Source organism: Micromonospora sp. WMMD998, assembly GCF_029581235.1.
Lineage (GTDB): Bacteria > Actinomycetota > Actinomycetes > Mycobacteriales > Micromonosporaceae > Micromonospora.
The window spans coordinates 953,056-977,970 of record NZ_CP120740.1; the positions used below are offsets into that span (position 1 = coordinate 953,056).

Annotated in this window: 28 protein-coding genes; 19 read left to right on the forward strand and 9 right to left on the reverse strand. The window is 71.3% G+C overall.

Going from position 1 to position 24,915, the window contains the following annotated elements:
* The first annotated feature begins 137 nt into the window (after positions 1 to 137).
* The 5 genes from dnaK to O7619_RS04460 all read left to right on the forward strand — a co-directional run bounded on the left by dnaK (position 138) and on the right by O7619_RS04460 (position 5,001).
* A complete protein-coding gene (gene dnaK / locus O7619_RS04440; protein WP_282285863.1) occupies positions 138 to 2,006 on the forward strand; it encodes a molecular chaperone DnaK in 1,869 nt (622 codons plus the stop codon).
* 48 nt (positions 2,007 to 2,054) lie between these two features.
* A complete protein-coding gene (gene grpE / locus O7619_RS04445) occupies positions 2,055 to 2,810 on the forward strand; it encodes a nucleotide exchange factor GrpE (RefSeq protein ID WP_282285864.1) in 756 nt (251 codons plus the stop codon).
* A 79-nt stretch (positions 2,811 to 2,889) separates the two neighbouring features.
* The gene (gene dnaJ / locus O7619_RS04450) at positions 2,890 to 4,077 is read left to right on the forward strand and encodes a molecular chaperone DnaJ (RefSeq protein WP_282285866.1); all 1,188 of its coding nucleotides are present in this window, start codon (positions 2,890 to 2,892) and stop codon (positions 4,075 to 4,077) included.
* A 24-nt stretch (positions 4,078 to 4,101) separates the two neighbouring features.
* The gene (locus tag O7619_RS04455; protein WP_281585683.1) at positions 4,102 to 4,542 is read left to right on the forward strand and encodes a MerR family transcriptional regulator; all 441 of its coding nucleotides are present in this window, start codon (positions 4,102 to 4,104) and stop codon (positions 4,540 to 4,542) included.
* Positions 4,543 to 4,794: 252 nt separating this feature from the next.
* The gene (locus O7619_RS04460; RefSeq protein ID WP_282285867.1) at positions 4,795 to 5,001 is read left to right on the forward strand and encodes a hypothetical protein; all 207 of its coding nucleotides are present in this window, start codon (positions 4,795 to 4,797) and stop codon (positions 4,999 to 5,001) included.
* Positions 5,002 to 5,174: 173 nt separating this feature from the next.
* Here O7619_RS04460 and O7619_RS04465 read toward each other — a convergent pair whose 3' ends face one another.
* The 6 genes from O7619_RS04465 to O7619_RS04490 form a co-directional block, all read right to left on the reverse strand.
* The gene (locus O7619_RS04465) at positions 5,175 to 5,603 is read right to left on the reverse strand and encodes a hypothetical protein (RefSeq protein ID WP_282285868.1); all 429 of its coding nucleotides are present in this window, start codon (positions 5,601 to 5,603) and stop codon (positions 5,175 to 5,177) included.
* A 181-nt stretch (positions 5,604 to 5,784) separates the two neighbouring features.
* Positions 5,785 to 6,996, reverse strand: coding sequence for a cation:proton antiporter (locus O7619_RS04470; RefSeq protein ID WP_282285869.1), 1,212 nt, complete (start codon positions 6,994 to 6,996; stop codon positions 5,785 to 5,787).
* 5 nt (positions 6,997 to 7,001) lie between these two features.
* Positions 7,002 to 7,502, reverse strand: a complete 501-nt coding sequence (locus O7619_RS04475; RefSeq protein WP_282285870.1) for a cation:proton antiporter regulatory subunit — start codon at positions 7,500 to 7,502, stop codon at positions 7,002 to 7,004.
* 57 nt (positions 7,503 to 7,559) lie between these two features.
* A complete protein-coding gene (locus tag O7619_RS04480) occupies positions 7,560 to 8,120 on the reverse strand; it encodes a hypothetical protein (protein ID WP_282285871.1) in 561 nt (186 codons plus the stop codon).
* 9 nt (positions 8,121 to 8,129) lie between these two features.
* Positions 8,130 to 8,726 (reverse strand): hypothetical protein, encoded by a 597-nt coding sequence (locus O7619_RS04485; RefSeq protein WP_282285872.1) that lies wholly within the window; start codon positions 8,724 to 8,726, stop codon positions 8,130 to 8,132.
* 55 nt (positions 8,727 to 8,781) lie between these two features.
* On the reverse strand, positions 8,782 to 9,309 hold the full coding sequence (locus tag O7619_RS04490) for a hypothetical protein (RefSeq protein ID WP_282285874.1): 528 nt from the start codon (positions 9,307 to 9,309) through the stop codon (positions 8,782 to 8,784).
* Between the two features lie 468 nt (positions 9,310 to 9,777).
* Here O7619_RS04490 and clpB point away from each other — a divergent pair, with 468 nt between their 5' ends.
* From clpB to O7619_RS04555, 13 genes are all read left to right on the forward strand, one after another.
* Positions 9,778 to 12,369, forward strand: coding sequence for an ATP-dependent chaperone ClpB (gene clpB / locus O7619_RS04495; protein ID WP_282285875.1), 2,592 nt, complete (start codon positions 9,778 to 9,780; stop codon positions 12,367 to 12,369).
* A 209-nt stretch (positions 12,370 to 12,578) separates the two neighbouring features.
* On the forward strand, positions 12,579 to 12,923 hold the full coding sequence (locus tag O7619_RS04500) for a hypothetical protein (RefSeq protein ID WP_282285877.1): 345 nt from the start codon (positions 12,579 to 12,581) through the stop codon (positions 12,921 to 12,923).
* 82 nt (positions 12,924 to 13,005) lie between these two features.
* Positions 13,006 to 13,638: a DUF4178 domain-containing protein gene (locus O7619_RS04505; RefSeq protein WP_282285878.1), complete on the forward strand. Its 633-nt coding sequence runs from the start codon at positions 13,006 to 13,008 to the stop codon at positions 13,636 to 13,638.
* 2 nt (positions 13,639 to 13,640) lie between these two features.
* Positions 13,641 to 14,135 carry a DUF2617 family protein gene (locus tag O7619_RS04510; protein ID WP_282285880.1) on the forward strand — a complete coding sequence of 165 codons (495 nt, stop codon included), beginning with the start codon at positions 13,641 to 13,643 and terminating at the stop codon, positions 14,133 to 14,135.
* Entirely contained in the window at positions 14,132 to 14,557 is a 426-nt protein-coding gene (locus tag O7619_RS04515) for a DUF4247 domain-containing protein (RefSeq protein WP_282285881.1), read from the forward strand. Before O7619_RS04510 ends, O7619_RS04515 begins: the two co-directional genes overlap by 4 nt.
* Positions 14,558 to 14,588: 31 nt before the next feature.
* Entirely contained in the window at positions 14,589 to 15,011 is a 423-nt protein-coding gene (locus tag O7619_RS04520; RefSeq protein WP_282285883.1) for a DUF350 domain-containing protein, read from the forward strand.
* Positions 15,011 to 15,787 (forward strand): hypothetical protein, encoded by a 777-nt coding sequence (locus O7619_RS04525; protein ID WP_282285885.1) that lies wholly within the window; start codon positions 15,011 to 15,013, stop codon positions 15,785 to 15,787. Before O7619_RS04520 ends, O7619_RS04525 begins: the two co-directional genes overlap by 1 nt.
* Positions 15,784 to 17,352 (forward strand): polyamine aminopropyltransferase, encoded by a 1,569-nt coding sequence (locus tag O7619_RS04530; protein WP_282285886.1) that lies wholly within the window; start codon positions 15,784 to 15,786, stop codon positions 17,350 to 17,352. Before O7619_RS04525 ends, O7619_RS04530 begins: the two co-directional genes overlap by 4 nt.
* A 120-nt stretch (positions 17,353 to 17,472) precedes the next feature.
* Positions 17,473 to 18,249: a hypothetical protein gene (locus O7619_RS04535; RefSeq protein WP_282285887.1), complete on the forward strand. Its 777-nt coding sequence runs from the start codon at positions 17,473 to 17,475 to the stop codon at positions 18,247 to 18,249.
* Positions 18,250 to 18,321: 72 nt separating this feature from the next.
* Positions 18,322 to 19,173, forward strand: a complete 852-nt coding sequence (locus O7619_RS04540) for a hypothetical protein (protein ID WP_282285888.1) — start codon at positions 18,322 to 18,324, stop codon at positions 19,171 to 19,173.
* On the forward strand, positions 19,170 to 19,979 hold the full coding sequence (locus tag O7619_RS04545; protein ID WP_282285889.1) for an SDR family oxidoreductase: 810 nt from the start codon (positions 19,170 to 19,172) through the stop codon (positions 19,977 to 19,979). The genes O7619_RS04540 and O7619_RS04545 overlap by 4 nt, the downstream gene beginning before the upstream one ends.
* A gap of 157 nt (positions 19,980 to 20,136) precedes the next feature.
* On the forward strand, positions 20,137 to 20,676 hold the full coding sequence (gene pyrE / locus O7619_RS04550) for an orotate phosphoribosyltransferase (protein ID WP_282285890.1): 540 nt from the start codon (positions 20,137 to 20,139) through the stop codon (positions 20,674 to 20,676).
* 57 nt (positions 20,677 to 20,733) lie between these two features.
* Complete coding sequence (locus O7619_RS04555) at positions 20,734 to 21,111, forward strand: metalloregulator ArsR/SmtB family transcription factor (RefSeq protein WP_007073957.1); 378 nt, start codon at positions 20,734 to 20,736, stop codon at positions 21,109 to 21,111.
* Between the two features lie 273 nt (positions 21,112 to 21,384).
* Here the strand turns inward: O7619_RS04555 and O7619_RS04560 are convergent, their stop codons facing one another.
* The 3 genes from O7619_RS04560 to O7619_RS04570 form a co-directional block, all read right to left on the reverse strand.
* Entirely contained in the window at positions 21,385 to 22,167 is a 783-nt protein-coding gene (locus O7619_RS04560; protein ID WP_282288665.1) for a DedA family protein, read from the reverse strand.
* A 207-nt stretch (positions 22,168 to 22,374) separates the two neighbouring features.
* Entirely contained in the window at positions 22,375 to 23,952 is a 1,578-nt protein-coding gene (locus tag O7619_RS04565) for an LPXTG cell wall anchor domain-containing protein (protein WP_282285891.1), read from the reverse strand.
* Positions 23,953 to 24,092: 140 nt separating this feature from the next.
* Positions 24,093 to 24,305: a hypothetical protein gene (locus tag O7619_RS04570; protein WP_282285892.1), complete on the reverse strand. Its 213-nt coding sequence runs from the start codon at positions 24,303 to 24,305 to the stop codon at positions 24,093 to 24,095.
* A 138-nt stretch (positions 24,306 to 24,443) separates the two neighbouring features.
* Between O7619_RS04570 and O7619_RS04575 the strand changes: the two genes are divergently transcribed.
* The gene (locus O7619_RS04575) at positions 24,444 to 24,827 is read left to right on the forward strand and encodes a phage holin family protein (protein ID WP_282285894.1); all 384 of its coding nucleotides are present in this window, start codon (positions 24,444 to 24,446) and stop codon (positions 24,825 to 24,827) included.
* The last annotated feature ends 88 nt before the right edge of the window (positions 24,828 to 24,915 follow it).

Consider the following 24,915-nt stretch of genomic DNA (forward strand, 5'->3'; position numbering starts at 1 on the left):
CAACCCCGACTTGCGGTTTGCCGGAGGCGTGGCACTATTGAGTCAAGTTCACTCAACTTATGGCGCGGCCGCCTCCGGGCGACCCTGCCGGGCAGGCCATCCGACCTGCTCACCCGTTACGAAGCGAGGAAGCGAACATGGCACGTGCGGTCGGCATCGACCTCGGCACGACGAACTCCTGCGTCAGCGTTCTCGAGGGCGGTGAGCCCACCGTCATCGCCAACGCCGAGGGCTCGCGTACGACTCCCTCGATCGTCGCGTTCGCCCGCAACGGCGAGGTGCTCGTCGGTGAGGTCGCCAAGCGCCAGGCGGTGACCAACCCCGACCGGACCATCCGCTCGGTCAAGCGGGAGATCGGCACCAACTGGACCGTCGACATCGACGGCAAGAAATACACCCCGCAGGAGATCTCCGCCCGGACGCTGATGAAGCTCAAGCGGGACGCCGAGGCGTACCTGGGCGAGCAGATCGCCGACGCGGTGATCACCGTCCCGGCGTACTTCAACGACGGGCAGCGCCAGGCCACCAAGGAGGCCGGTGAGATCGCCGGCTTCAACGTGCTGCGGATCGTGAACGAGCCGACCGCCGCCGCCCTGGCGTACGGCCTGGACAAGGGTTCCAAGGAGCAGACCGTCCTGGTCTTCGACCTCGGTGGCGGCACCTTCGACGTGTCGCTGCTGGAGCTGGCCGAGGGCGTCGTCGAGGTCAAGTCGACCAGCGGCGACAACCAGCTCGGCGGCGACGACTGGGACCAGCGGATCATCGACCACCTGGTGAAGACGTTCCGCGGCGAGCACGGCATCGACCTCTCGCAGGACAAGATGGCCATGCAGCGGCTCAAGGAGGCGGCCGAGAAGGCCAAGATCGAGCTGTCCGCGGCCACCACCAGCAACATCAACCTGCCGTACATCACCGCCGGCTCGGCCGGCCCGCTGCACCTCGACGTGACGCTGAGCCGCGCCGAGTTCCAGCGGATGACGCAGGACCTGCTGGACCGCTGCAAGGGCCCGTTCGAGCAGGCCGTCAAGGACGCCGGGATCAAGGTCTCCGACGTCGATCACGTCATCCTGGTCGGTGGCTCGACCCGGATGCCGGCCGTCACCGACCTGGTCAAGCAGCTCACCGGCCGCGACCCGAACAAGGGCGTCAACCCGGACGAGGTCGTCGCCGTCGGCGCCGCCCTCCAGGCCGGCGTGCTCAAGGGCGAGGTCAAGGACGTCCTGCTGCTCGACGTGACCCCGCTGAGCCTGGGCATCGAGACCAAGGGCGGCATCTTCACCAAGCTGATCGAGCGCAACACCACCATCCCGACCAAGCGCTCCGAGGTCTTCACCACGGCTGACGACAACCAGCCGTCGGTGCTGATCCAGGTGTTCCAGGGTGAGCGGGAGATCGCGGCCTACAACAAGAAGCTCGGCACCTTCGAGCTGACCGGCCTCCCGCCGGCGCCGCGCGGCGTGCCGCAGATCGAGGTCACGTTCGACATCGACGCCAACGGCATCGTCAACGTGCACGCCAAGGACCTGGGCACCGGCAAGGAGCAGAAGATGACGATCACCGGCGGCTCCTCGCTGCCGAAGGACGACATCGAGCGGATGCGCCGGGACGCCGAGGAGCACGCCGACGAGGACAAGCGTCGCCGTGAGGAGGCGGAGACCCGCAACGTCGCCGAGGCGCTCCAGTGGCAGACCGAGAAGTTCCTCGCCGAGAGCGGCGACAAGCTGCCGGGTGAGAACCGCGACCAGCTCAACGAGGCGCTCGGCGAGCTGCGCAGCGCCCTCGGCGGCCAGGACATCGACAAGATCAAGGCCGCGCACGAGAAGCTGGCGCAGGTGTCCCAGCAGGCCGGCTCGCTGCTCTACGCCCAGCAGCAGGAGGGTGAGCCGGGTGCTCCCGGCGCGGCCGGACCGGGTGCCGGCGCGGGTGCGGGCGCGACCGGCGGCCCCCAGGCCGGCGGCGCCGACGACGTGGTCGACGCGGAGATCGTGGACGAGGACAAGAAGTGACATCGGTCCCCCGACACGACTCGCACCGCACAGGGATGAGGTAACCGCATGACGGACAAGCCACGAGCGGCCGACCCGGGTTCCACCGGGTCGGCGCCGGGTGGCTCCGCGGGCGCCGGCAAGCATGCCAGCGACGAGCCGCGGGTCGTCATCCGCGACAAGCGCAAGCTCGGCAAGGTGACCGAGGAGCCGGCGGACGCCGCCTCGGCGGCCGACGCCGCCGCCGATGCGCCCGCCGAGGGCCTGGTCGAAGAGGCCGAGGTCGTGGTCGACGAGATCGGCGGCGAGGACGAGGTTCCCGGGCCGCCCGTGGTCGACTCGCCGGCCGAGCCGAACGAGGAGACCGGCGGCGGAAAGGCGGAGCCGCTCGGCGCCGAACTGGAGTCGCTCCGCTCCGACCTGGAGGAACGCACCCGCGACCTCCAGCGGGTCTCGGCGGAGTACGCCAACTACCGCAAGCGGGTCGACCGGGACCGCAACCTGGTCCAGGAGCAGGCGACCGGCGGGGTGCTCACCGCGCTGCTGCCGATCCTCGACGACCTGGACCGGGCCCGCGAGCACGGCGACCTGGTGGGTCCGTTCGGCAGCGTGGCCGAGCAGCTCACCGCCGCGCTGGGCAAGTTCGGCCTGACCGCGTTCGGCGAGCAGGGCGACCCGTTCGACCCGACCCGGCACGAGGCGGTGGCGCACCAGACGTCCACCGACGTGACCGAGCCGACCTGCGTGCAGGTCATGCGCCGGGGCTACCAGCTCGGCGAGCGGCTGCTGCGGCCGGCCATGGTCGCGGTCGCGGAACCGGAGTAGTGCCGACCCGTGACGTCCCGCCCGCCCCCACCGGGTGGGCGGGACGACCGGGATTCGACCCGTGGAAGGGGGTGGACCGGTGAGTTCCAAGGACTGGATCGAGAAGGACTACTACGCCGCGTTGGGCGTGGACAAGTCCGCCTCCTCGGACGACATCAAGAAGTCGTACCGAAAATTGGCCCGGGAGTCGCACCCGGACCACAACCCCGGTGATGTCAAGGCCGAGGAGCGGTTCAAGACCGTCTCCGAGGCGTACGCGGTGCTCGGCGACGAGAAGAAGCGACGCGAGTACGACGAGATGCGGTCGCTGTTCGGCTCGGGCGCATTCCGGCGCGGCGCCCGGGGCGCCGGCCAACCGGGTGGCGCGCCGTTCGACGTCTCCGACCTGTTCGGCGGTGGCGGCCCCGGCGCCGGCGACACCCGGTTCGGCGGAGGCGGCTTCACCGACCTGTTCAGCACGATCTTCTCTGGCGGCGGCGCCGGCGGCGGGACCCGGGCCCGTGGCCCGTCCCGGGGCCGGGACGTCGAGACCGAGGTGGCGCTCGGCTTCGGGGACGCGGTCCGTGGCGTCACGCTGCCGCTGACGCTGCGGGCCCCCGGCATCTGCGACACCTGCCACGGCAACGGCGCGAAGCCGGGCACCCAGCCGGTGGCCTGCCCGGTCTGCCACGGCGCCGGGGTGACCACCCGCAACCAGGGGTCGTTCAGCTTCTCCGAGCCGTGCCGCAACTGTCAGGGCGTCGGCACGGTCGTCGAGGAGAAGTGCCCGGAGTGCCAGGGCACCGGCGGCGTCACCAAGACCCGCACGCTGAACGTCCGCTTCCCGGCCGGGGTGGCCGACGGGCAGCGGATCCGGCTGGCCGGCCGGGGCGAGCCCGGCGAGCGGGGTGGCCCGGCGGGCGACCTGTTCGTGCAGGTGAAGGTTCGTCCGGACGAGCTGTTCGGGCGCACCGGGGACGATCTCACCCTGAGCGTCCCGATCACGTACGCCGAGGCCGTGCTCGGCACCGACCTGCGGGTCCCGACGCTTGACGGCGCGGTGACCCTGCGGGTGCCGCCGGGTACTCCGGCCGGGCGGGTGCTGCGCGCCCGCGGCAAGGGCGTCGTACGCAAGGACGGCCGCGCCGGTGACCTGCTGGTCACGCTCGACGTGGTGGTCCCGGCGACGGTCTCGGACGAGGCGCGGGCGGCGCTGGAGACCTTCGCGGAGCAGACCCCGCCCGCCGCGCGGGAACATCTCGAAGCGCGGGTACGTCGATTCAGTTGACGGCGGCAGCGGAGGTGAGCGGGCATGTCGGAGGAGTACGTCGGTTCGGGTGACCCGGCCTATGAGGCCAAGATCTTGATGATCTCGGTGGCCGCGCGGATGGCGGGCATGCACCCTCAGACACTGCGTCAGTACGACCGGCTGGGCCTGGTGCAGGCCGGCCGGGCCACCGGTGGCGGTCGCCGGTACAGCGTCCGGGACGTGGTGCTGCTCCGCGAGGTGCAGCGGCTCAGTCAGGACGACGGCATCAACCTGGCCGGCGTCAAGCGGATCATCGGGCTGGAGCGGCTGCTGGAGGAGGCACACCAGCGGGTGGCCCGGCTGGAGGCCGAGCTGGACGCCGCGTACCGGCGGATCGCCGAGCTGGAGTCGCTCGGTGGCTTCGCCCGCGGTGACCTGGTGCCCACCAACCGCACCTCCACCGCGCTGGTCGTGTGGCGCCCCCGCCGCACCCCCGACCGCTGACGTTCGCCGTTCGCTGCTCGCGCTCGTTGTTCGCGGCCCGCGTTCGTTGCTCGTGCTCGGCAGAAGGAGGCCGGCACGCCCCGGTGTTCCCGGGGCGGTGCCGGCCTTCCGCCGCTTCCGCCCCTGCCACTCTCCACCCGTCCCGGCCGGGGCGGAGGTTGCGGAAAGTGGGGGTGAAGGCGGACGGATTCCCTTACGCTTCTCCTCAGCGACAAAAGCCATGAAACGGAATCCCGGCTGGCGGGGGGAGCCATGACGGAACCGGCGAAGAAGGTGGCCGAGCGCGCGGAAGAACGCCTGGAGAAGGTGGCCGAGAACGTTCGGGAGCGGTTCGACCGGGTCACCGAGGGCCGCTTCAGCGACAAGGTCAAGGAAGGGCGTTTCGCCGACCAGACCGACCACGGCGTGGACCGGGCGAGGGACGACGAACGGCGCAGGAAGCAGGGCGGACCGACCTGACGGTCCGCCGACGTGCGGGCCGGGACCCACGGGGGGCCCCGGCCCGCTACCCGCGCCGATCTTGGGGTTGTGGCACCTCGCCTATCCGCATGAAGCGGACATACACTGGCACCACAAGTCCAAGATCGGCGAGACGGGTGGTCGGCCGTGATCATGAGGTTGGCGGCGGTGGGTCAGAGGCGGCGGTTCTCGCGGACCAGGCCGCCCTCGCACCAGTCCCGATAGACGAAGAGATCCGGGCGGGCGAGCAGCACCCGGCTGTTGTGCGCCCAGTTGCGCATCAGGTCGTCGCCGGACCGCTCGGACTGCTCGACAAGCTTCCGGAAGCGGCGCTTCGGGTGGGCGCGAAAGTTCGTCCGGATGCCGTCGGCGGCATAGATGTAGAGGCAGTGGAGCGCGAACCGGCGGGCCGGACAGTTCTGATCCATGGCCAGCTCGAACAGCGTCTGCACCAGGTGGTCACCGGCGACCAGCAGGTCCCAGTCCGGCGGCATCGAGGTCAGCGGCACCGAGTCCGGCTGGTAGGCCCAGGCCCGCAACTCGGCGGGCGAGGGATCGACGGGGTTGGCGAAGCCGTGAAACGTCTCTTCCCGCACGCTCACCGGCCGACCTTCCGCATTCCCCGGCGGGTGCGCCGCTCGCCACCCGCAAATCCTGGCTGCTGGGGCGACACGTTAACGCGGTTCGGTGGAGCAGTGGTAGACCTTCCCGGGATCAATTTGACAACCTTCGGCCCGACCTTCGGGCCGGACCGGCTGAGTCGCCGATCCGGCCCGGCCGGGGTCAGTCGCTCGCCCGTACGGCGGTGGCGGCCCGGGTGGCGGCGGCGCGCTGGCGCAGCCACTGCTTGAACCACGGCGTGTCCGGCAACCGGGCGAGCAGCGGACCCGTCACCACCGTGATCAGCACGTACGCGGTGGCGAGCGCGGCCAGCTTCGGCTCCACCGGGTAGACGGCGGAGACGGCCAGCCCGGCGATGACGATGGAGAACTCGCCGCGCGGGGTGAGCGCCAGGCCGGCCCGCCAGCGACCCGGCTCGGCGATCCCGGCCCGGCGGGCGGCCAGGTAGCCGGTGGCCACCTTCGTCGCCATGGTCACCACGGCCAGCAGCAGCGCGGGCAGCAGCACCGGCGGCATGTCCAGCGGGTTGGTGACCAGCCCGAAGAACACGAAGAAGACCGCGGCGAAGAGGTCCCGCAGGGGCGAGAGCAGTTCGGTGGCGTGGTGCGCGACCGGCCCGGACAGCGCGATGCCGACCAGGAACGCGCCGACCGCGGCGGAGACCTGGAGTTTCGCCGCGAGGCCGGCGACCAGCAGGGTCAGGCCGAGCACCCCGAGCAGGAGCGCCTCCGGGTCCTTCGCGGAGAGCGCGGTGGAGATCAGGTGCCCGTACCGGATCGCCACGGCCAGCACGACGACCACGGTGAGCACCGCGACGGCGAGCGCGACGCCGCCCTTGACCAGGCCGACCCCGGCGAGCAGCGCGGTGACGAGCGGCAGGTAGAGGGCCATCGCCAGGTCCTCGATCACCAGGACGGAGAGGATCACCGGGGTCTCCCGGTTACCGACCCGGCCCAGGTCGCCGAGCACCTTGGCGATCACCCCGGAGGACGACACCCAGGTGACGCCGGCGAGCACCACGCCGGCCACCCAGCCCCAGCCGAGCAGCAGCGCGAAGGCGAAACCGGGCAGCGCGTTGAACACCGCGTCGATCACACCGGCGGGCGCCGCCGAGCGGAGGTTGCCCACCAACTCGTTGGCGCTGTATTCCAGGCCGAGCATGACCAGCAGCAGGATCACGCCGATCTCCGCGCCGACGGCGAAGAACTCCTCGCTGGCGTTGAGCGGCAGCAGGCCACCGTGCCCGAAGGCGAGGCCGGCGAGCAGATAGAGCGGGATGGGCGAGACACCGACGCGGCGGCTCAGCCGGCCGAGCAGGCCGAGCAGGAGCAGCAGGGCCCCGACCTCGATGAGCAGGACGGTGGTTTCGTGCATACGGGTCAGCCGTCCGGATCGGTCTCGGCGAGGATCGCGGTGACGCCGTCGAGACCCTGACGGGTGCCGACCACGACGACCACATCGCCGGATTCGAACCGGAAGGTGGGGTCGGGCGAGACGTTCACCTCGCCCTGACGCAGCACGGCCACGATGGACGCGCTGGTCCGGGTGCGGGCCTTGGTGTCGCCGAGCCGCCGGCCGACGTACTTCGAGCCGGCCGGGATCACGATCTGCTCGGTCAGCAGCCCGGCGGCCTGCTCGCGCAGCCCGGAGAGCTGACCCAGCATCAGCGACGCGCCGAGGATGTCGGCGAGCGCCTCCGCCTCGTCGTCGGTGAGCGGTATGTCGTGCTGGCAGGAGTCGGGATCGTCCGGGTCGTAGAGGACCAGGTCGCGGCGGCCACTGCGGTGGGAGACCACGCCGAGCCGGCGGCCGGACTCCGTCATGAGGTCATGACGTACGCCGATTCCCGGTAAGGCGGTCTGTTCGACACGTACTCGCACCCCAGTGAGGCTACCCGGGGCCGGTCCCCGGGCCGGCGGCCCGCGTGGGCGCCCGCCCTACGTGAGCTCGGTGAGGCGGTGGGTGAGCGTCGGCCCGCCGTGCCGATCCACGGTCACGGTGAGCAGGCAGCCCCGCTCGACGTCGAGGACCACCCGCAGCGAGCGCCCGTCGGGGAGGGCGAAGCCGTTGTACGGCGAGGGCTCGTTGCCCATCGGCGTGGCCGTGATCCGGATCAGCCCCGCGTCGTCCGGCCCGGCCACCGCCGACACCACTGTCCGGGCGAGGAGGTCCACCGGGCGCAGCATCTCCACGAACCAGGCGTCCGCGACCCCCGGCCAGGAGTAGAAGTACCAGGGATCGTCACCGATCTGCTCGGTCGGCACCTGGGATCGCACCGGTTTCCCGTCGGCTGTCGGCTGCACCAACTCCCGCCCGTCGCAGGAGCGCCGCACCTCGTCGTCGCCCTGCCGGACGGTGTACGACCAGTGCAGCAGGTCGTCAGCGTGTAAGCGGTGTTCGGACAGCACGGTCAGGTCGACCGTCTCGACCCTGGCCACCGCCGATCCCACCGAGTCACGGGTCACCAGCGACAGCCATCTGCCCAGATCCACCTGCACGTCGTCCCCTCACCTGTCGACTCTGATCACCCATGATGCCGACACCACCGGCACATCCGGGCCAGGACCGCGACTCCCGAGCACCGGCCAGGCGGCGTGGACGACCCAGTAGGGGCCGGCTCCGGCGTCGGCTGCCACGTCCACCCGGGCCGGTTGAGCCCCGCCACCGGTTCGCGAACACGTGGCGTCCGGCTCGGCAAGGCCGCAGATCGTCTCGGTGCCGTCGGCTTCATCAGGAATCCCGTTCGCGCCGACCTCGGGATAGCGGTAGAGAACGGCCCGGGACGGCAACTGCGCCGTGTCGAATTCGACGACGACCCGACGGGTCGACTCGGCCAGCCGCACCGCGGGCCAGTCGACGTGCCGCGGTGGACTCGCTTTCGGCCCGCCGCGGGCCGCCCAGTCCACGGCGATCCTCCGCATCACCGTGCGATTCCCGCTGACGACCAAGGCCGACTGTGGCGGCTTGCGGGGTGCGGTGAGCAGCGTGTCGGGAAGGTAGGGCGCCGGACTCTGCGGAATGGCGTCGCCCGACGGTTGATCGGCAATTTCCGGCGCCGATCCGCACGCAGCGGTGACAATAGCCGCCGTGACGGCGGCCGTCACCGCGCTGGTTCTTGCGATGACGGCCGTACGCCACTGGCGTGTGCCCGAACGCATGTCAGTTGTTGGCACCGCACTGAATTTCGTCGTCGTTCTCCTCGTAGGCGGCGGCGCTCACCGGTTGCCCGTCGAGAATGCCGCTGCCGTATCCTTCGGTGCGCCAGCGGTGCAGGGTGCCGTAGTCGCAGTTGACGTCCACGGTCACCCGGACGCGCCAGGCCGTCTTCGGGCCGGACGACTTGGTCTTCATGTGCTCCCACCCGTACCAGCGGGAGCGGTAGCTCTTGCCGGTGATGGTGTTGTTGACGATCGTGCTGCCCTGGCAGAAGGATTCGACCCGGGTGTGAATCTGATTTGCCGTCGTGTAGGAGGGGTGCGGCAGGTCGACGCGGACTCCGCAATCACCCGCGGCGAGCGTGTGTCCCGATTGATAGGAGGACGTGCCTGCCGGTTGGTAGGAGGAATAGCCCCGCGCGCCGAGCGGAGCCGATTCGTCCTTGTCGGCAGCCTGGGCCGCACTGGACGTTCCGGCGACCAACAACGCCGTCGTCGCGACGACGCACGCCGCTCTGGTCGGTGTACGCATTCGTCAGTCCTTTCAGGATTGCGTGCAGGTCTCTCCGACCATTCAACAGCCGCCGCCGCCGTGTGAACCCGTCACCGCTATGGCGAAAGTCACATACAAATACGTGTATTTATTTGATCTTCGGGACTGTGTGCCCGGATGATTCCGTGCGCGCCGGCCCGACCGACGGAATTTGATTACCGATTGGCGCGGGGGGTGGAGGCCCGCGCTCGGACCACCGTTTCGCCAGCGCTGGACGTCTCCGGCCGGAGATGGTGGACGCCGCAATCGGTGGGTGATCGTTCGGTGGCTGCCCGGAAGCTGTCCGTGAGTGACGGGCCCGGCGCGGGCGGGATCGATCGCCGCTGGTCCGGGCGGGTGGCCGATAGCGGGCGGAGTGTGACTCGGGTCACGTCGGTAGAGTTGAGCGGAATAGACTCAACTCTGGTTGTGTCGTTTCCAGTGGACACGCCGATCCCGGGGGAGCCCATGAACACGGAACGCCTCACCACCAAGAGCCGCGAGACCATCACCGGTGCCGTCGCGCAGGCGAACCAGCGCGGCCACGCCACCGTGGAGCCCTGGCACCTGCTGCTGGCGCTGCTGGACACCGACGGCTCGACCGCCGCCGGGCTGCTGCGCGCCGTCGGGGCCGACCCCGCCGAGTTGCGCCGGGTCGCGCTGCGCGCGGTCGACGCGCTGCCCGCCGCGCGCGGGTCCAGCCTCGCCGAGCCCACGCTGGCCCGCGAGTTCGTCAACGCCATCGGCGCCGCCGAGCAGATCGCCCGGCCGCTGGGCGACGAATACACCTCCACCGAGCACCTGCTGGCCGGGCTGGCCCGGGTCGGCGGCGCGGTCTCGGTCGCGCTGAAGAACGCCGGTGCCACCGAGGAGAACCTGGTCGCCGCGTTCCCGACCGTCCGGGGCGGAGACCGGCGGGTCACCACGGCCGACCCGGAACAGACCTACCAGGCGTTGGCCAAGTACGGGGTCGACCTGACCGCCAGCGCCCGCGACGGCAAGATCGACCCGGTGATCGGCCGGGACTCGGAGATCCGTCGGGTGATCCAGGTGCTGTCCCGGCGCACCAAGAACAACCCGGTGCTGATCGGTGAGCCGGGCGTCGGCAAGACCGCCATCGTCGAGGGCCTGGCCCAGCGGATCGTGGCCGGTGACGTGCCCGAGTCGCTGCGGGACAAGAAACTGGTCTCGCTCGACCTCGGCGCGATGGTGGCCGGCGCGCAGTACCGGGGCCAGTTCGAGGAGCGGCTCAAGTCCGTGCTGGAGGAGATCAAGAACTCCGACGGGCAGGTCATCACGTTCCTGGACGAGCTGCACACGGTGGTCGGCGCCGGCAAGGGCGAAGGCTCGATGGACGCCGGCAACATGCTCAAGCCGATGCTGGCCCGCGGCGAGCTGCGGATGGTCGGCGCGACCACGCTCGACGAATACCGCGAGCACATCGAGAAGGACCCGGCGCTGGAGCGCCGCTTCCAGCCGGTCCTCGTCGGCGAGCCGACCACCGAGGACACCATCGGCATCCTGCGCGGGCTCAAGGAGCGCTACGAGGTGCACCACGGCGTGCGGATCACCGACGCCGCGCTGGTGGCCGCCGCGACGCTCTCCGACCGCTACATCACCGACCGGTTCCTGCCGGACAAGGCGATCGACCTGGTCGACGAGTCCGCGTCCCGGCTGCGCATGGAGATCGACTCCCGCCCGGTCGAGGTGGACGAGATCGAGCGGGCGGTGCGCCGGCTGGAGATCGAGGAGATGGCGTTGGCGAAGGAGCCCGATGCCGCCTCCGCCGAGCGCCTGGAGCGGCTGCGCAAGGAGCTGGCCGACAAGCGCGAGCAGCTCACCGCGCTCTCCGAGCGCTGGCAGACCGAGAAGAGTCACATCACCAAGCTCTCCACCGCCAAGGAGGAGCTGGAACGGCTCAGCGGCGAGGCCGAGCGGGCCGAGCGGGACGGCGAGCTGGAACGCGCCGCCGAGTTGCGGTACGGCCGGATCCCCGCGCTCAAGGGCGAGCTGAAGCAGGCCGAGGAGGAGCTGGCCCGGCTCCAGGCCGACGGCGCGATGCTCAAGGAGGAGGTCGGCGCGGACGACATCGCCGCCGTGGTCGCCTCCTGGACCGGCATCCCGGCCGGGCGGCTGCTGGAGGGTGAGACCGCGAAGCTGCTCCGGATGGAGGAGTCGCTCGGCTCCCGGGTGGTCGGCCAGGCCGAGGCGGTCGGCGCGGTCTCCGACGCGGTCCGCCGCGCCCGGGCCGGCGTCGCCGACCCGGACCGCCCCACCGGCAGCTTCCTCTTCCTGGGTCCGACCGGCGTCGGCAAGACCGAACTGGCCAAGGCGCTGGCCGAGTTCCTCTTCGACGACGAACGGGCCATGGTCCGCATCGACATGAGCGAGTACGGCGAGAAGCACTCGGTGGCCCGCCTGGTCGGTGCCCCGCCCGGTTACGTCGGCTACTCCGAGGGCGGCCAGCTCACCGAGGCGGTGCGCCGCCGGCCGTACTCGGTGGTCCTGCTGGACGAGGTCGAGAAGGCCCACCCGGACGTCTTCGACGTGTTGCTCCAGGTGCTCGACGACGGCCGCCTCACCGACGGCCAGGGCCGCACGGTGGACTTCCGCAACGCCATCCTGATCCTCACGTCGAACCTGGGCTCGTCGGTGATCAGCGACCTGACGCTCACCGAGGACGAGCGCCGGGAGGGTGTGCTCGCCACGGTCCGGACGCACTTCAAGCCGGAGTTCCTCAACCGCCTCGACGACATCGTGGTGTTCGCCGCGCTCCAGGGCACAGATCTGCGGGCGATCGTCGACATCCAGCTCGACCGGCTGCGGCGCCGGCTGGCCGACCGCCGGCTGGGCCTGGACACCACCGAGGCCGCCCGGACCTGGCTGGCCGAGCACGGGTACGACCCGATCTACGGCGCCCGACCGCTGCGCCGCCTGGTGCAGTCGGCCATCGGCGACCGCCTGGCCAAGGCGCTCCTGGCCGGCGAGATCCGCGACGGCGACACAGTCCAGGTAGACCTGTCAACCACCAAGGACACCCTGACGGTCACCCCCGCCTGACCCGCACCACCCCGACGAAGGCCCGGCCCTCCGGCCGGGCCTTCGCGCTGCCCCCGTCCCGCCCTCGGCCCCGGTGATCAAGGAGTTCGCGTCAGCGAGGACGCGGCAGGCGACACAAACTCCTTGATCACCGGGGTGGGGGTGGGTGAGAGACGGTGGGGGTGGGCACATAGTGGGGCATGAGCGGGAGGCGGGAACTAGACCAGGCCGTGCGGGAGCTTGACGACGCCGACACCCTGGCCTTCGGTGGGGTCGGGTTCGCGGGGCAGATCCTGCCCGCCACCGAGGCGTACCGGCGGTTGGAGCAGGAGCTGCGCGAGCACCCGGAGACGACCCGGAAGCGGGTGGAGCGGTTGCTCAGCGACGGCACGCCAGCCGGCAAGGCGTACGCGGCGAGCCTGCTCGAATCGGTCGATCCGGCCGCCGGGCGGGACGCCTGGGAGCGGCTGCGCGGCGACGACGGCGAGTTCACCACGTTCTCCGGCTGCGTGATGGGTCGCACGACACTGCGTGAGTACGCCGCCGCACGCCTGTCCGATGCTGACCGTAGCTGATCCCACACTCAGCGAACGGCAGTTCAGGTGAGGTGCGCGGGGTTGTTACCGTCTCCGCCGATGCACGTTGGGGGAGGCGCTCATGAACGGTTCGGTGGCGTACGTGGTGGCCACGCTGGGGTGCCTGCTCGGGGTGGCCGGTGTGGTGATCGCCGTGGTCGCGCTGCGCAGGTCCCGCTCGACGCCGCGTCCGAAGGCGGCACCCGGTGACCCGTTCCGGGACCGGGACACGGACGTGCTGCGCGGCGACCCCCGCGCGCTCAAGCCCGGCGACATCGTCGAGATCCGCCAGGTGCCGTACACCGTGCGTGGCTCGGTGCACCTGGTCGAGGGCGGCTGGAGCTGGGCGGAGCATCTGCTCGACGACGCCGGTGGGGTGAAGCGCTGGCTCTCCGTCGAGGCCGAGCCGGACCTGGAGCTGGTGCTCTGGGCCAGCGAGCCGGGCGCCACCGTCACGCCCGGCGCCCCGACGCTGGAGATCGCCGGTCGCCGCTACAACTGGGACGAGTCCGGCCAGGCCCGCTACACCGCGACCGAGGGCACGGGGCTCGACCCGCACGGCACCATGCGTTACCACGACTACCAGGCGCCCGGCGGGGCCCGACTGTCGTTCGAGGCGTACGGCGAGGCCGGGTGGGAGGTCAACCTCGGCGAGGAACTGCGCCGCGCCGAGGTGATGATCTACCCCCAGGGCGGCGCGGACCAGGTGAACTGAGCGTGCTCATCGCCCTCGCGGCCCCGTACGTCGACAGCCGAGCCGCCGACCTCAGCCTGTCCCTCGGCGGCCCGGAACTGCCGGCGCTCGCCGTCCGCGACCTCGACCTGCCCGGCGGTCGACCACTGCGGTTGCGCCTGCTCGGCGCCTCCCACCAGGTCGTCGCCGGCGCGCTCACCGAGACGGTCGCCTGCCTGCCCGGCCGCCGGCCGCACCTGCCGGACGCGCTGCACGACGCGACCACCGGCTACCGGTTCACCGCCACGGTGCTCCGACCGGCCGGCGACGGACTGCGCACCCGGGTCGCGGCGCTCCGCGCCGAACTGGCCGACGACCCGCACGCGCTCGTCGGCGTGTTCCCCGGCGACGAGGACGCGGTCACCGCGCTCGCCGTCCGGCTCGACCCGCCCGACGGCGCGGTCGCCTGGCGTACCTGGCACGCCTATCCGCAGACAAACGAGCTGGTCCTGACCGAGACGGTGGTGGAAGAGCTGTGACGTACCGACGGTGGTTCGTGGTGGGCGTGGCGGTCGCCGTCGTCGGGGTGCTCGTCGCCGCCTTCGCGATCTTCTACGGCAACTTCTCGCCCCGCGGCTACGTACAGGACCACTTCTCCCGGGCGTCCGGGCGGGACATCGGCTCGCAGGCGGTCGCCTACACCTCGAACAAGTCGCCCAGCCAGGTGTCGAAGCAGATCACCGACGCCTGGCAGCCGGCCGACCAGTACGTCGACGGAAGCGGCGTCTACCTGCGCTACGACGACGACTCGGTGGTGATCCTCCCGCTCGCCGTCGGCTCGGTGATCCTGCTGGAGCGGATGAGCACGGCATACCCCCGCTATCACGGCATCGTCGGCAACAGCTGGGGCTGGGGCCGAGGCAGCACCGTCCGGGGCGGCGGCCCCGGCGCCGGCAAGTAGCCCGTCCGACCCCCTCACCCTGGAGTCCCCTGTGCAGCATCTCGTCACCGATCTGCTGGTCACCCTCGCCTACGGCGTGGTCGGCGTGGTCCTGATGGCCGTCGGCTACCTGCTTGTCGACATGGCCACCCCCGGCAAGCTCCACGAGCTGATCTGGGCCGAGCGCAACCGCAACGCGACGCTGCTGCTCGCCTCCAACCTGATCGGCGTCGGCACCGTCGTGGTCGCTGCGATCGTGTCCAGCGCCGACGACTTCGTGCTCGGCCTGGTCGGCTCCGCCGCGTACGGATTCCTCGGCCTGGTGATCATGGCGGCGGCCTTCGTACTGCTCGACGTGGCCACCCCCGGCAAGCTCGGTGAACTGCTGGTCGACCCGGAACCGCACCCGGCGGTCTGGATCTCCGCCACCATGCACGTCGCCACCGGCGCGATCATCGCCGCCGCGATCAGCTGATGACCGCCAAGGGCGCCGCCGCGAAGGCGAAGAGCAAGCGGGGCACGACGGTGCTGGTCTGGGTCGTCGTCTCGCTGGCCATCGGCGTGCCCTGCGTCATCGGGATCATCAACGGCGGCGAGAGCACCGACGTTCCCACGCCGACGACCGAGCAGCGGAACGCCACCGTGCCGCTCCTGGCGGCGGCCACCGCCGGCCAGGGCATCTGCTACGGCTGGGTGCTGCATGACTACAGCACCGAGATCAGTGTCGGCTCCAACCTGGGTGACCAGGTGCCGGTGCGGGACGACCCCCGGTGCCCCCGCTGGATCGAGGTCTCCGCCGTCGTGCGTTACACCTCCGCCAGCAGCGAGTCGCGGGACTCGGCGAGCATCGGCGTCGACGGCTCGGACGACATCGACCGCGCCGACCTCTATCCGATCGCGTCCGGGCTGGGCCGGTTCGGGCTGGACGAGGACGCCTTCGTCGACGAGCCCGGCTGGGCGATCACCCGGGCGACGACCGTGCTGCCGCTGCTCGCCGCCGAGGTCGGGCTCGCCGAACCGGCCCCCACCGCCGCCACCCCGGCGGCCGGCACGCCGGCCCCGCTGCCGAGCGCCGGCAACGACCTGCTGCGGGACCGCAAGGGCTGGCTGTTCACCGCCGCCGGTCTGCTGCTGGTCGCCGCGCTGTTCATCGCCGTGGGCGTGCGACAGAGAAACCGGCAGCTCCGGGGCGGCGGACCCGCGAAGCGCGCCGGGGCGGGCGCCGCCGGGCGTACCCGGGAGAAAGCGTGACCACCGACGCGCCCGCGCGGCCACGGTGGCGCGCGGCCCGCGCGGCGGTCCTGCTCGCGGTCTTCGTCTGCGCGGCCTGCGGCCTGGTGTACGAGCTGGCGCTCGTCGCGCTCGGCAGCTACCTGATCGGCGACGCGGTCGGCCAGGCGTCGATCGTGCTCGGCGTGATGGTCTTCGCGATGGGCGTCGGCGCGCTCGTGGCGAAGCCGTTGCAGTCCCGCGCGGCGCCCGCGTTCGCCGCGATCGAGCTGACCCTGGCGCTGCTCGGCGGCCTCTCCGTGCTCGGCCTCTACGCCGCGTTCGCCTGGCTCGACCTCTACGGCCCGGCGCTCGTCGGCACCGCGTTCGTGCTCGGCCTGCTGATCGGCGCGGAGATCCCGCTGCTCATGGTGATGCTGCAACGCATCCGGGAGCAGTCCGCGGGCAGCGCGGTGGCCGACCTGTTCGCCGCCGACTACGTCGGCGCGCTGCTCGGCGGACTGGCCTTCCCGTTCCTGCTGATGCCGGTCTTCGGCCAGCTCAAGGGCGCGCTCGTGGTCGGTGCGGTGAACGCGGTCGCCGGCGTGGCGCTTGTCCTCACGGTGTTCCGCGACGACCTCGGCCGCCGGGCGCGGGTGGGCCTGGGCGCCGGCTCCGTCGTGGTCGGCCTCCTGCTCGGGTACGCGTGGGTCACCGCCCACGACTTCGAGGTGACCGCCCGCCAGCAGCTCTACCGGGACCCGGTGGTGCACGCCGAACGCAGCCGCTACCAGGAGATCGTGCTGACCCGGTCGGTGCGGGAGGTCGGCCACACCGACACCGATCTGCGGCTGTTCCTCAACGGTGACCTCCAGTTCAGCTCCGTCGACGAGTACCGCTACCACGAGGCGCTCGTACACCCGGCCATGCGTGGGCCGCACGGCGACGTGCTGGTGCTCGGCGCCGGGGACGGGCTGGCCGCGCGGGAGATCCTCAAATATCCGGACGTGCGCTCGGTGACGCTCGTCGACCTCGACCCGGCCGTGGTGGCGCTGGCCCGCAGCGAGCCACAACTGCGCGACCTCAACCACGCCTCGCTCGCCGACCCCCGGCTGCGGGTGCTCAACCTGGACGCGTTCGGCTGGCTGCGGACCGCCACGCAACGCTTCGACGTGGTGATCGCCGACCTGCCCGACCCGGACGAGACGGCCACCGCGAAGCTCTACACGGTCGAGTTCTACACGCTGATCCGTCCGGTGCTCTCCCCCGGCGGTCGGCTGGTGGTACAGTCCGGCTCGCCCTACTTCGCGCCTCGGTCGTACTGGTCCATCGAACGGTCGGTGCGGGAGGCGGGCTTCGCCACCGTGCCCTACCACGTCGACGTGCCGAGCTTCGGCGACTGGGGATTCGTGCTCGCCGCACCGGGCGGCACCGCCCCCGAACTGGGGCTGCCGGCCGACGTGCCGCCGCTGCGCTTCCTCACCCCGGAGGTGCTCGCCGCCGCCGCCACGTTCCCCGCCGACCGCGGCCGGATCGACGTGCCCGCCTCCACGCTGCTGCGACCCAGGGTGCTGGAGTACGCCCGCGAGGAGTGGCGGGGCTACTAGGTTTCGGACCATGCGCCGAGCGCCGGCGGCTGCGCCGCGCCGCCGACCGCTGAGCCCTCCTACCGTGCCCACCTGGCCAAAGATCGCTACGGTGGTCATCTCATCCAGGGAGGGAGAATCATGGTCGATGCTCCGGGCACCCCGCCCCGCGCGCGTCCCGGTGTGGTGACGCTTTCCAGTTGGCTGCTCATTCTCGTCGCCGTCATCCAGGTGCTGAACCTGATCGTGACGCTTGCCGTCATCGGCAAGATCCGTGACGTGATGACGGACGCCTACGCCGGCACCTCGGCCGAGTCGGCGGGCGACATCGCGTACGCCTTCACCATCGGCTCGTCCGTGCTGACGCTGCTGCTCGCGATCGGGCTGGTCGTCCTCGCCATGCTCAACAACCGGGGGAAGAACGCCTCCCGGATCACCACCTGGGTGGTGGGCGGCATCCTGCTCTGCTGCACCGGCGGCGGCCTGCTCAGCGGCGTCTCCGGCGGCATGATGGGCAGCGGCGGCAACACCAGCGGCGACCTGCCGAGCACCCAGGAGGTCCAGCGCCGGGTGGAGGACGCGCTGCCGTCCTGGCACACGCCGGTCAGCACGCTGCTCGGTCTGATCGCGCTGCTTGCCCTGCTGGGCGCGCTGATCCTGCTGGCGCTGCCGAAGGCGAACGAGTTCTTCCGCAAGCCGAAGGCCGGCTGGGAGCCGCCCGTCCCGGGTGGCGCGTACCCGGCGTACCCGCCCGCCCCGGGCCAGTCGGTCGACCCGGGGTACCCGCCGGTCCCGGGCCAGTCGGCCGGTGGTCCGCCGGCCGCCACGCCGCCCCCCGCGTCGGGGGAGCAGCCGCCGGCCGGGCCGACCGGCCAGCCGGGCGAGCGCCGCGACCCGGAGCCGCCCGCCGGAAGTTGACGACCGGATAAGAGCGACGCCGACGGTCCCTCCGAGTAGGTTGCAAGCCGACGCCTACCGGAGGGACCTGTCGTGTCGTACCCCGATCGGGCCGCGCCCCGCCGGCCGGCCACGGTCGTCGCGGCGGTGGCGGTGCTGCTGCTGATGGCGGTCGGCGCCGTGGCGTACGCGGTGACGAACCTGGTGGTCGCCGGCGGCACCGTGGACCGGTTCCGGGCCGCCGCGCAGGGCACCGGCGCGGGCGGCGACGACATCGACCGGGTGGCCGGTCTGCTGCGCGGCTCGACCGTGCTTGCCGCCGTACTCGGCGTGCTGGCCGCGTTGCTGCTGGTCGGGCTCGCCCTCGGCCTGCGCGCCGGTCGCCCGGGCGCGCGGATGGCCACCTGGGTGGTCGCCGGGCTGGGGTTGCTCTGCGGCTGCTGCGGGCTCGCGGCCCTCGTGGGGCAGCGGGCCGCACCGCTCCGGCTCGGTGCCGACGACCGGGCCACCGCCGACCTGCTGGGCCTGGTCGGTGACGCCTACCCGGCCTGGTGGATCCCGGTGAACGCGGCGCTGTCGGTGGCGCAGGTCCTCGGCTACCTGGTGGTCGCCGCGCTGCTCACGCTGCCGTCCGCCGGCGCCTTCCTGCACCGACGTACGACCCCGCCGGGTCCGCCGACCGGTCCGGTGACCGGCTTCGGCGGGTCGGTGTCCGGCGCTCCCGTCTCCGGGCCGACGCCGTGGGGACCGCCGTCGGGCCTGGCCCCGCCGCCGGTGCCGTTCGTGCCGCCGCCCTCTGCCCCGCCTGGGGCCGCCCCGCCTGGGGCCGCGATGCCGCCGGCCGGGTCTCCGCCTGCTGCGTCCGCCCCGCCGGGGCCCGCGACGCCGCTGCCCGGGTCTCCGCCCCGGCCCGAGTCCTCGCCACGGCCCGAGGACCGCCCATGACCGGTGCGGCTCACCCCACCCGGCGCCGTGCCCTGGTGACCGGCGCCAGCCTGGGTATCGGTGCGGCGTTCGCCCGCCGGCTCGCCGCCGACGGCTGGGATGTGGTCCTGGTGGCCCGGGACGCCGCCCGGCTCGGCGCGTTGGCGGCCGAGCTGACCGGCCGGCACGGCGTCGAGGTGGAGTCGGTTCCGGCCGATCTGTCCACCGACGACGGTTGCGCGACGGTGGAACGCCGGCTGACCGCCGATACGCCGATGGACCTGCTGGTGAACAACGCCGGGCTCAGCCTGAACACCCCGTTCGTCCGGTCGGCGGCCCCGGACGAGGCCCGATTGATCCGGCTCAACGTGCTGGCGGTGCTCCGGTTGACGCACGCGGCCCTCGGCCCGATGATCGAACGGGGCGAAGGGGCAGTGATAAATGTCTCTTCGGTTGCGGGTTTTGGCGTCCCCATGCCGGGTTCCACCTATTCGGCCAGCAAGGCGTGGGTGACGAATTTCAGTGAGTCGATCGGCCAGTCGGTGGCTCCGCTCGGCGTGCGCGTGATGGCGTTGTGCCCCGGCTACACGCGCACCGGCAACCACGAGCGCGCCGGCATCGACATGTCGCGACTGCCCGGTTGGGCCTGGCTGCGGGCCGACCAGGTGGTCGACGAAGGGCTGCGTGACCTGCGAAAAGGCAAACTCGTGAGTGTTCCGGACTGGAAATACAAGCTGGCCGTGGCCGGGCTGAGGCATGCGCCGAAACGGCTGCTGCGCGGCTTCACCCGGGACACCCGGGGCAAGGTCGACCGGGCCCGCGGTTGACCCGGCGGCCGTCTCGTCGTCCGGCCCCGACTCGCCGGCAGACCGGGATGGACGGTCGCGCAGCGTAGCCGAGCATTGCCACACATCGGTCGCCCCGAGGGCTGATCCGGGTGGACCCCACAGACGGCGCACAGACTTGCGAAGTACGCTCATCGCCATGGGGGACCACGACGACCTGCGTAAATTCATCACTGACCTGGCTGTGGTCCACGGTCGGGTGGTGCTCTCGTCCGGCCGTGAGGCGGACTGGTACGTCGATTTGCGTCGCGTCACGCTCCATCACCGGGCCGCCCCCCTGATCGGCCGGGTGATGCGCGACCTCACCGCGGATTGGGCGTACGACGCGGTCGGCGGACTGACCCTGGGCGCCGATCCGGTGGCCGTCGCGATGCTGCACGCCTCAAGCGGCAGCGACCGACCGCTGGATGCGTTCGTGGTCCGGAAGGCAGGCAAGGCGCACGGCCTGCAACGGCGGATCGAAGGTCCGGACGTGGCCGGACGGCGGGTCCTGGCGGTGGAGGACACCTCGACGACGGGCGGAAGTGTGTTGACCGCCATCGAGGCGTTGCGTGAGGCCGGAGCCGACGTGGTGGGTGTGGCGGTTATTGTTGATCGAGGCGCCGGCGACGCGGTGCGAGCCGCCGGATTGCCCTATCGGGCGGCCTATACGTTGGCTGACCTCGGCCTTGTGGCGTAAAAGTTTGTCGATTCGGACCTGCTGATATGCAGGCGGATCGATGCTGCTGGTGGAAGGATGGAATACGTGGGAACTGCGTTGGCTGAAATGACCATGCCTCAGATCTCGCCGCTTGCCGGCGAGCCGATCGAACGCGCCGATGCCGAGCGGCTTGCGGGGGTCCTCAAGGCCCTCGCCGACCCCGCCCGGCTGCGGCTGCTCAGCCTGATCCAGTCGGCTCCCGAGGGGGAGGCGTGCGTGTGTGACCTCACCGCGCCGCTCGGCCTCTCGCAGCCGACGGTCAGCCACCACCTGCGAATCCTCACCGAGGCCGGCTTGCTGGAGCGGGAGAAGCGCGGGGTCTGGGCGTACTACCGGCTGGTGCCGACCGCGATCGCCACGATCGCGGATCTGCTCACCCCGCCGCGTAAGCGGGCCACCAAGAAGGCTCGCTGAATTCGGCCCGTCCTCCGGGAACGGGCCGGCCGGCCGAGGCCCGGCGCGCTGAGACGCGCGCCGCGACCGGCGGGTCGTGTCGACCGGGTGCGGGTGACCGGTGGCGTGTCAGGGGTGGCGCCACCACCGCGCGATGACGGCTGCCGTCGTCCGTGTCACCCGCGGTCCGACAGGTCGTGAGCGAAGGCCGGCCCCCACCCGGGGGCCGGCCTTCGACGTCTGCGGGCTGTCGGCGTCGACCGGCCTTCGGCGTCTGCGGGCTGTCGGCGCCGGTCAGCGGCGGGGCTGACCGCCGTGCCCGTGCGGGTGGTCGTCGCCGTCGATGGCGTCCCGGGCGGCCTCCACCGCACCGGCGGCGGTCGCCGCGGCGATCACCGCGACCGCCTCGCCGCGCTTGCGTGCCTTCCGGTCGCGGAGGAACTCGAAGAAGATCGGCAGCACCGAGATCAGGATGATCACCGCGACCACCGGCAGGATGTAGCGGTCGATCTTGTCACCGATGGCGTCGTAGATCTGGCGGGCCAGCAGGTAGCCGATCAGCAGGATGCCGTCCACCCAGAGCACCGCGCCGACCACGTTCCACACGAAGAACTGCCGGGCCGGCATGCCGAGCACCCCGGCCACCGGGTTGAGGAAGGTCCGCACGATCGGGATGAACCGGGCCAGCACCACGGCCTTCGCCGGACCGAACTTCTGGAAGTAGTATTCCGCCTTCTCCACGTACTCCCGCTTGAACAACCGGGAGTTGGGCTTGTCGAACATGCGCCGGCCGTAACGCGCGCCGAGCCAGTGCCCGAGCTGGGCACCGGCGATCGCGCAGATCGGACCGCCGATCATCAGCCCGGCCAGCGAGAGCCGGGTGCCGTCGCCGAAGATGGCGTCCGCCACCGGGGAAGCGGCCACCCCGGCCAGGAAGAGCAGCGAGTCACCCGGGAAGAAGAAGCCGATCAGCAGGCCAGTCTCGGCGAACAGGATGGCCCAGACGCCGATCATCCCGAAGGTGTGGATGAGGTCCTTCGGGTCGAGCGGATTCAACGCCACGTTCTCGGAGATCATCCGGGTCTTCTCAGCTGTGTCCACGGCCACAAAGGGTACCCGCCCGCCCTGCACCCCCAGTCCACCCCCGCAGTTTCACGGAAAGCGGCGCCGTCCGAGCGCGGACAGCCACTCTGTCCGTGAAACGGCGCGCGGGGGAGGCGTGCTCGGAATACGCAGGTGCCCCGCCGACCGGGAGGTCGACGGGGCACCTGTGGTGGGGCGAGGTCAGGCGACGAAGCGGGTCTTGCGGCGGCGGGACACCACGTAGCCGCCGAAGCCGGCGGCGAGCAGCAGCACGCCGACGCCGGCGATCAGGGCGGTGTTGGAACCGGTGATCGGCAGGGAGCCGCCGTCACCCTCCTGACCACCGCCGGCGTGGCCGCCCTCGCCACCCGGCGCGGCGTTCACGACGACCTCGGCGGTGTCATTGGCCGGCTTCAGGTCACGGGTGAAGCCGCCGTCGCACTGGCACGTGACGTTGATCTTCACGGGCCCGGTCGCGTTGGCGATCACCTTGTCGATCCGGAGCGAGAAGTCCAGCATCGCCGAGTCGCCGGCCTTCAGCACGCTGTCGAAGTAGCAGAAGTAGTGGCGCTGGCCCGGCTCACCCGGCTCGCCCCACTGGTCGCCGTTCCTGGTGATGCAGTTCTCCGGCACGGCGACCGCCGTCGTGCCCTGCGGCACGTCGAAGCTCAGGTAGGTGACCGAGCTGCCCGCCCGGTTGTAGTCGAGCGTCGCCGGGCCGTTGTTACGCAGCCCGAAGGGCGCCTTGACCGTGGCACCGGCCGTGCCGGTCACCGAGGTGCCGAGCGCCTCGAGATCGGTGCCGTTCTTGCCGGTCGCCGTCACCGTGAAGATCGTTCCATTGTTCTCCGGCCGTCGGTCGGCCTGGAAGCCCTGGGCGGTCGCCTTGCCGGGGACCGGGGTGAGGACCAGCTCGCCGTCGGTGCCCGGCTGGCCGATGGTTGCCTGATTGAAGCCCACGTCCTGCTGGAAGTCCTCGAACTCGGCCGGGGTCATCCAGATGATCTCGCCGTACTTGGAACTCGGGGCGTAGGTGTCGACACCGAGCACGTACGGCAGCGACGCGGTGAAGCTGCTGCCCGCCGGCAGTTCCTCGTCGAACGTGCAGGTGCGCAGTTCGTCGCCCACGTACGTGCAGTTGCTGAAGTGCTTGGCCGCGTTCAGGCCGTAGTCGTTGTAGAAGACGGCCACGGCGCCCTTGGCGGTGGTCTCGCCCGCGTTGCTGACGGTCGCCGCAGTGGTGAAGGCGCTGCCCGGCGCGGCCGAGGTCTTGGTCTCGGGACCGGCGGCCAGGTCGACACCCTCGCCGACCCGGATCTTCGCGCTGTGCGAGACCGGCTCGTATCCGGCCGCGGTCATGGTGACCTTCAGCGTGCCGGCGTCGCCGTCCTTCGCCTTGCTGGTGGTCTTGAGCTGCACGTCGAAGAATCCGGTCGAGCCCCACTCGTAGACCTCGACGTCGAAGAAGCTGGTGCAGAGCAGCACGTACTTCGACGGCGTGGTGCAGTCGCTGCCGGACTCCTCGCCGACGGTCACCTTGTCGGCCAGGTCGGAGAAGTCGTAGCGAACGGCGACGTCGTGCAGCACGGTCGGGGCGGTGCTGAAGATCCGGCTGTCCCCGATCTTGCCGTCGGAGTTCGTCGCGATCGTGGTGTCGCTGAAGTAGAGGCCCAACTCTACCTGGGGGGCCGCGGCGAAGGCGGGGGTGGCGGAGGCGGCGACGAACGCGCCTGCGACGCCCAACCCGGCGAGCCAACGCCGGGTGGAGTTGCTGAGCATGATGGAGGGTCCTCCCGTGGGGGTGATCAGGTGGAGCCCGTGGAGCTTAAAGATTCCTTAAGCCGTCCCGCTGTCCCGTCCAGCGAACATTGACCGAACGGATGATCATCGCCGCCGCAACACCTGTCCCCCGGTCCCGATCAGCGGTAGTCGTCCTCGTCGGCGGTGACCACCCGGGCCTGCTCCATGGCGTCCCAGTCGTCGACCTCCAGGCCCCGGTGCGGCTCGCCGTCGGCGTCGTCCGGAGCGACCGCGGCGGCCTGCTCGACCGCGTCGGCCGGCTCCGCCTCGGGGTCCCGCTCCTCCGGAGCGAGGTGGTCGCTCGGGGCGAAGTCCTCGTCGGGCTGTCCCATCGTCCCTCCCTGCGTCTGGGGTGCGGATCGTGTCACCACCACCGTACGGGCTGGTCCGGGCCAACGCTCGGCACCGGGCGGAACGAGCCGAGTCGGCGTTTGCCCCTCCCGGGGGCACGGCCGTGCCAGGATGGTGCCGTGGGCTTCCTCATCCGGTTGGCGATCACCGCGGTGGCGTTGTGGATCGCGACGCTGATCGTGCCCGGGGTGGAGGTGACCGGCCGCAACGGCGCCAACACCGTCTTCACCCTGATCGTGGTGGCGCTGGTCTTCGGCGTGGTCAACGCCGTGCTGAAGCCGCTCATCAAGGTGTTCGGCTGCGTGTTCTACCTGCTCACGCTCGGTCTGTTCGCGCTCGTGGTGAACGCCCTGCTGTTCCTGTTGACCGACTGGATCGCCCGCCAACTGCGCCTGCCGTTCCACGTCGACGGCTTCTGGGCCGCCTTCTGGGGCGCCATCGTGGTGTCGGTGGTGAGCTGGCTGATCAGCGTCGCCGTGCCGGACCGGCTGGAGAAGCGGTGAGCGGTGCCCGGGTCGGTTGTGCCCCGCGTTCGCTCCTACGGGATACTTCCCGCGGTGGACAGCGCGGTCCGGCGCACCCGAGGAAAGA

Bases quoted from the DNA above. Each gene is read 5' to 3' on its own strand.
- dnaK (WP_282285863.1), top strand. From the start codon at position 138: ATGGCACGTGCGGTCGGCATCGACCTCGGCACGACGAACTCCTGCGTC.
- grpE (WP_282285864.1), top strand. From the start codon at position 2,055: ATGACGGACAAGCCACGAGCGGCCGACCCGGGTTCCACCGGGTCGGCG.
- O7619_RS04455 (WP_281585683.1), top strand. From the start codon at position 4,102: ATGTCGGAGGAGTACGTCGGTTCGGGTGACCCGGCCTATGAGGCCAAG.
- O7619_RS04460 (WP_282285867.1), top strand. From the start codon at position 4,795: ATGACGGAACCGGCGAAGAAGGTGGCCGAGCGCGCGGAAGAACGCCTG.
- O7619_RS04470 (WP_282285869.1), bottom strand. From the start codon at position 6,996: ATGCACGAAACCACCGTCCTGCTCATCGAGGTCGGGGCCCTGCTGCTC.
- O7619_RS04490 (WP_282285874.1), bottom strand. From the start codon at position 9,309: ATGCGTACACCGACCAGAGCGGCGTGCGTCGTCGCGACGACGGCGTTG.
- clpB (WP_282285875.1), top strand. From the start codon at position 9,778: ATGAACACGGAACGCCTCACCACCAAGAGCCGCGAGACCATCACCGGT.
- O7619_RS04505 (WP_282285878.1), top strand. From the start codon at position 13,006: ATGAACGGTTCGGTGGCGTACGTGGTGGCCACGCTGGGGTGCCTGCTC.
- O7619_RS04525 (WP_282285885.1), top strand. From the start codon at position 15,011: ATGACCGCCAAGGGCGCCGCCGCGAAGGCGAAGAGCAAGCGGGGCACG.
- O7619_RS04535 (WP_282285887.1), top strand. From the start codon at position 17,473: ATGGTCGATGCTCCGGGCACCCCGCCCCGCGCGCGTCCCGGTGTGGTG.
- O7619_RS04545 (WP_282285889.1), top strand. From the start codon at position 19,170: ATGACCGGTGCGGCTCACCCCACCCGGCGCCGTGCCCTGGTGACCGGC.
- pyrE (WP_282285890.1), top strand. From the start codon at position 20,137: ATGGGGGACCACGACGACCTGCGTAAATTCATCACTGACCTGGCTGTG.
- O7619_RS04555 (WP_007073957.1), top strand. From the start codon at position 20,734: ATGGAATACGTGGGAACTGCGTTGGCTGAAATGACCATGCCTCAGATC.
- O7619_RS04560 (WP_282288665.1), bottom strand. From the start codon at position 22,167: ATGATCTCCGAGAACGTGGCGTTGAATCCGCTCGACCCGAAGGACCTC.
- O7619_RS04565 (WP_282285891.1), bottom strand. From the start codon at position 23,952: ATGCTCAGCAACTCCACCCGGCGTTGGCTCGCCGGGTTGGGCGTCGCA.
- O7619_RS04570 (WP_282285892.1), bottom strand. From the start codon at position 24,305: ATGGGACAGCCCGACGAGGACTTCGCCCCGAGCGACCACCTCGCTCCG.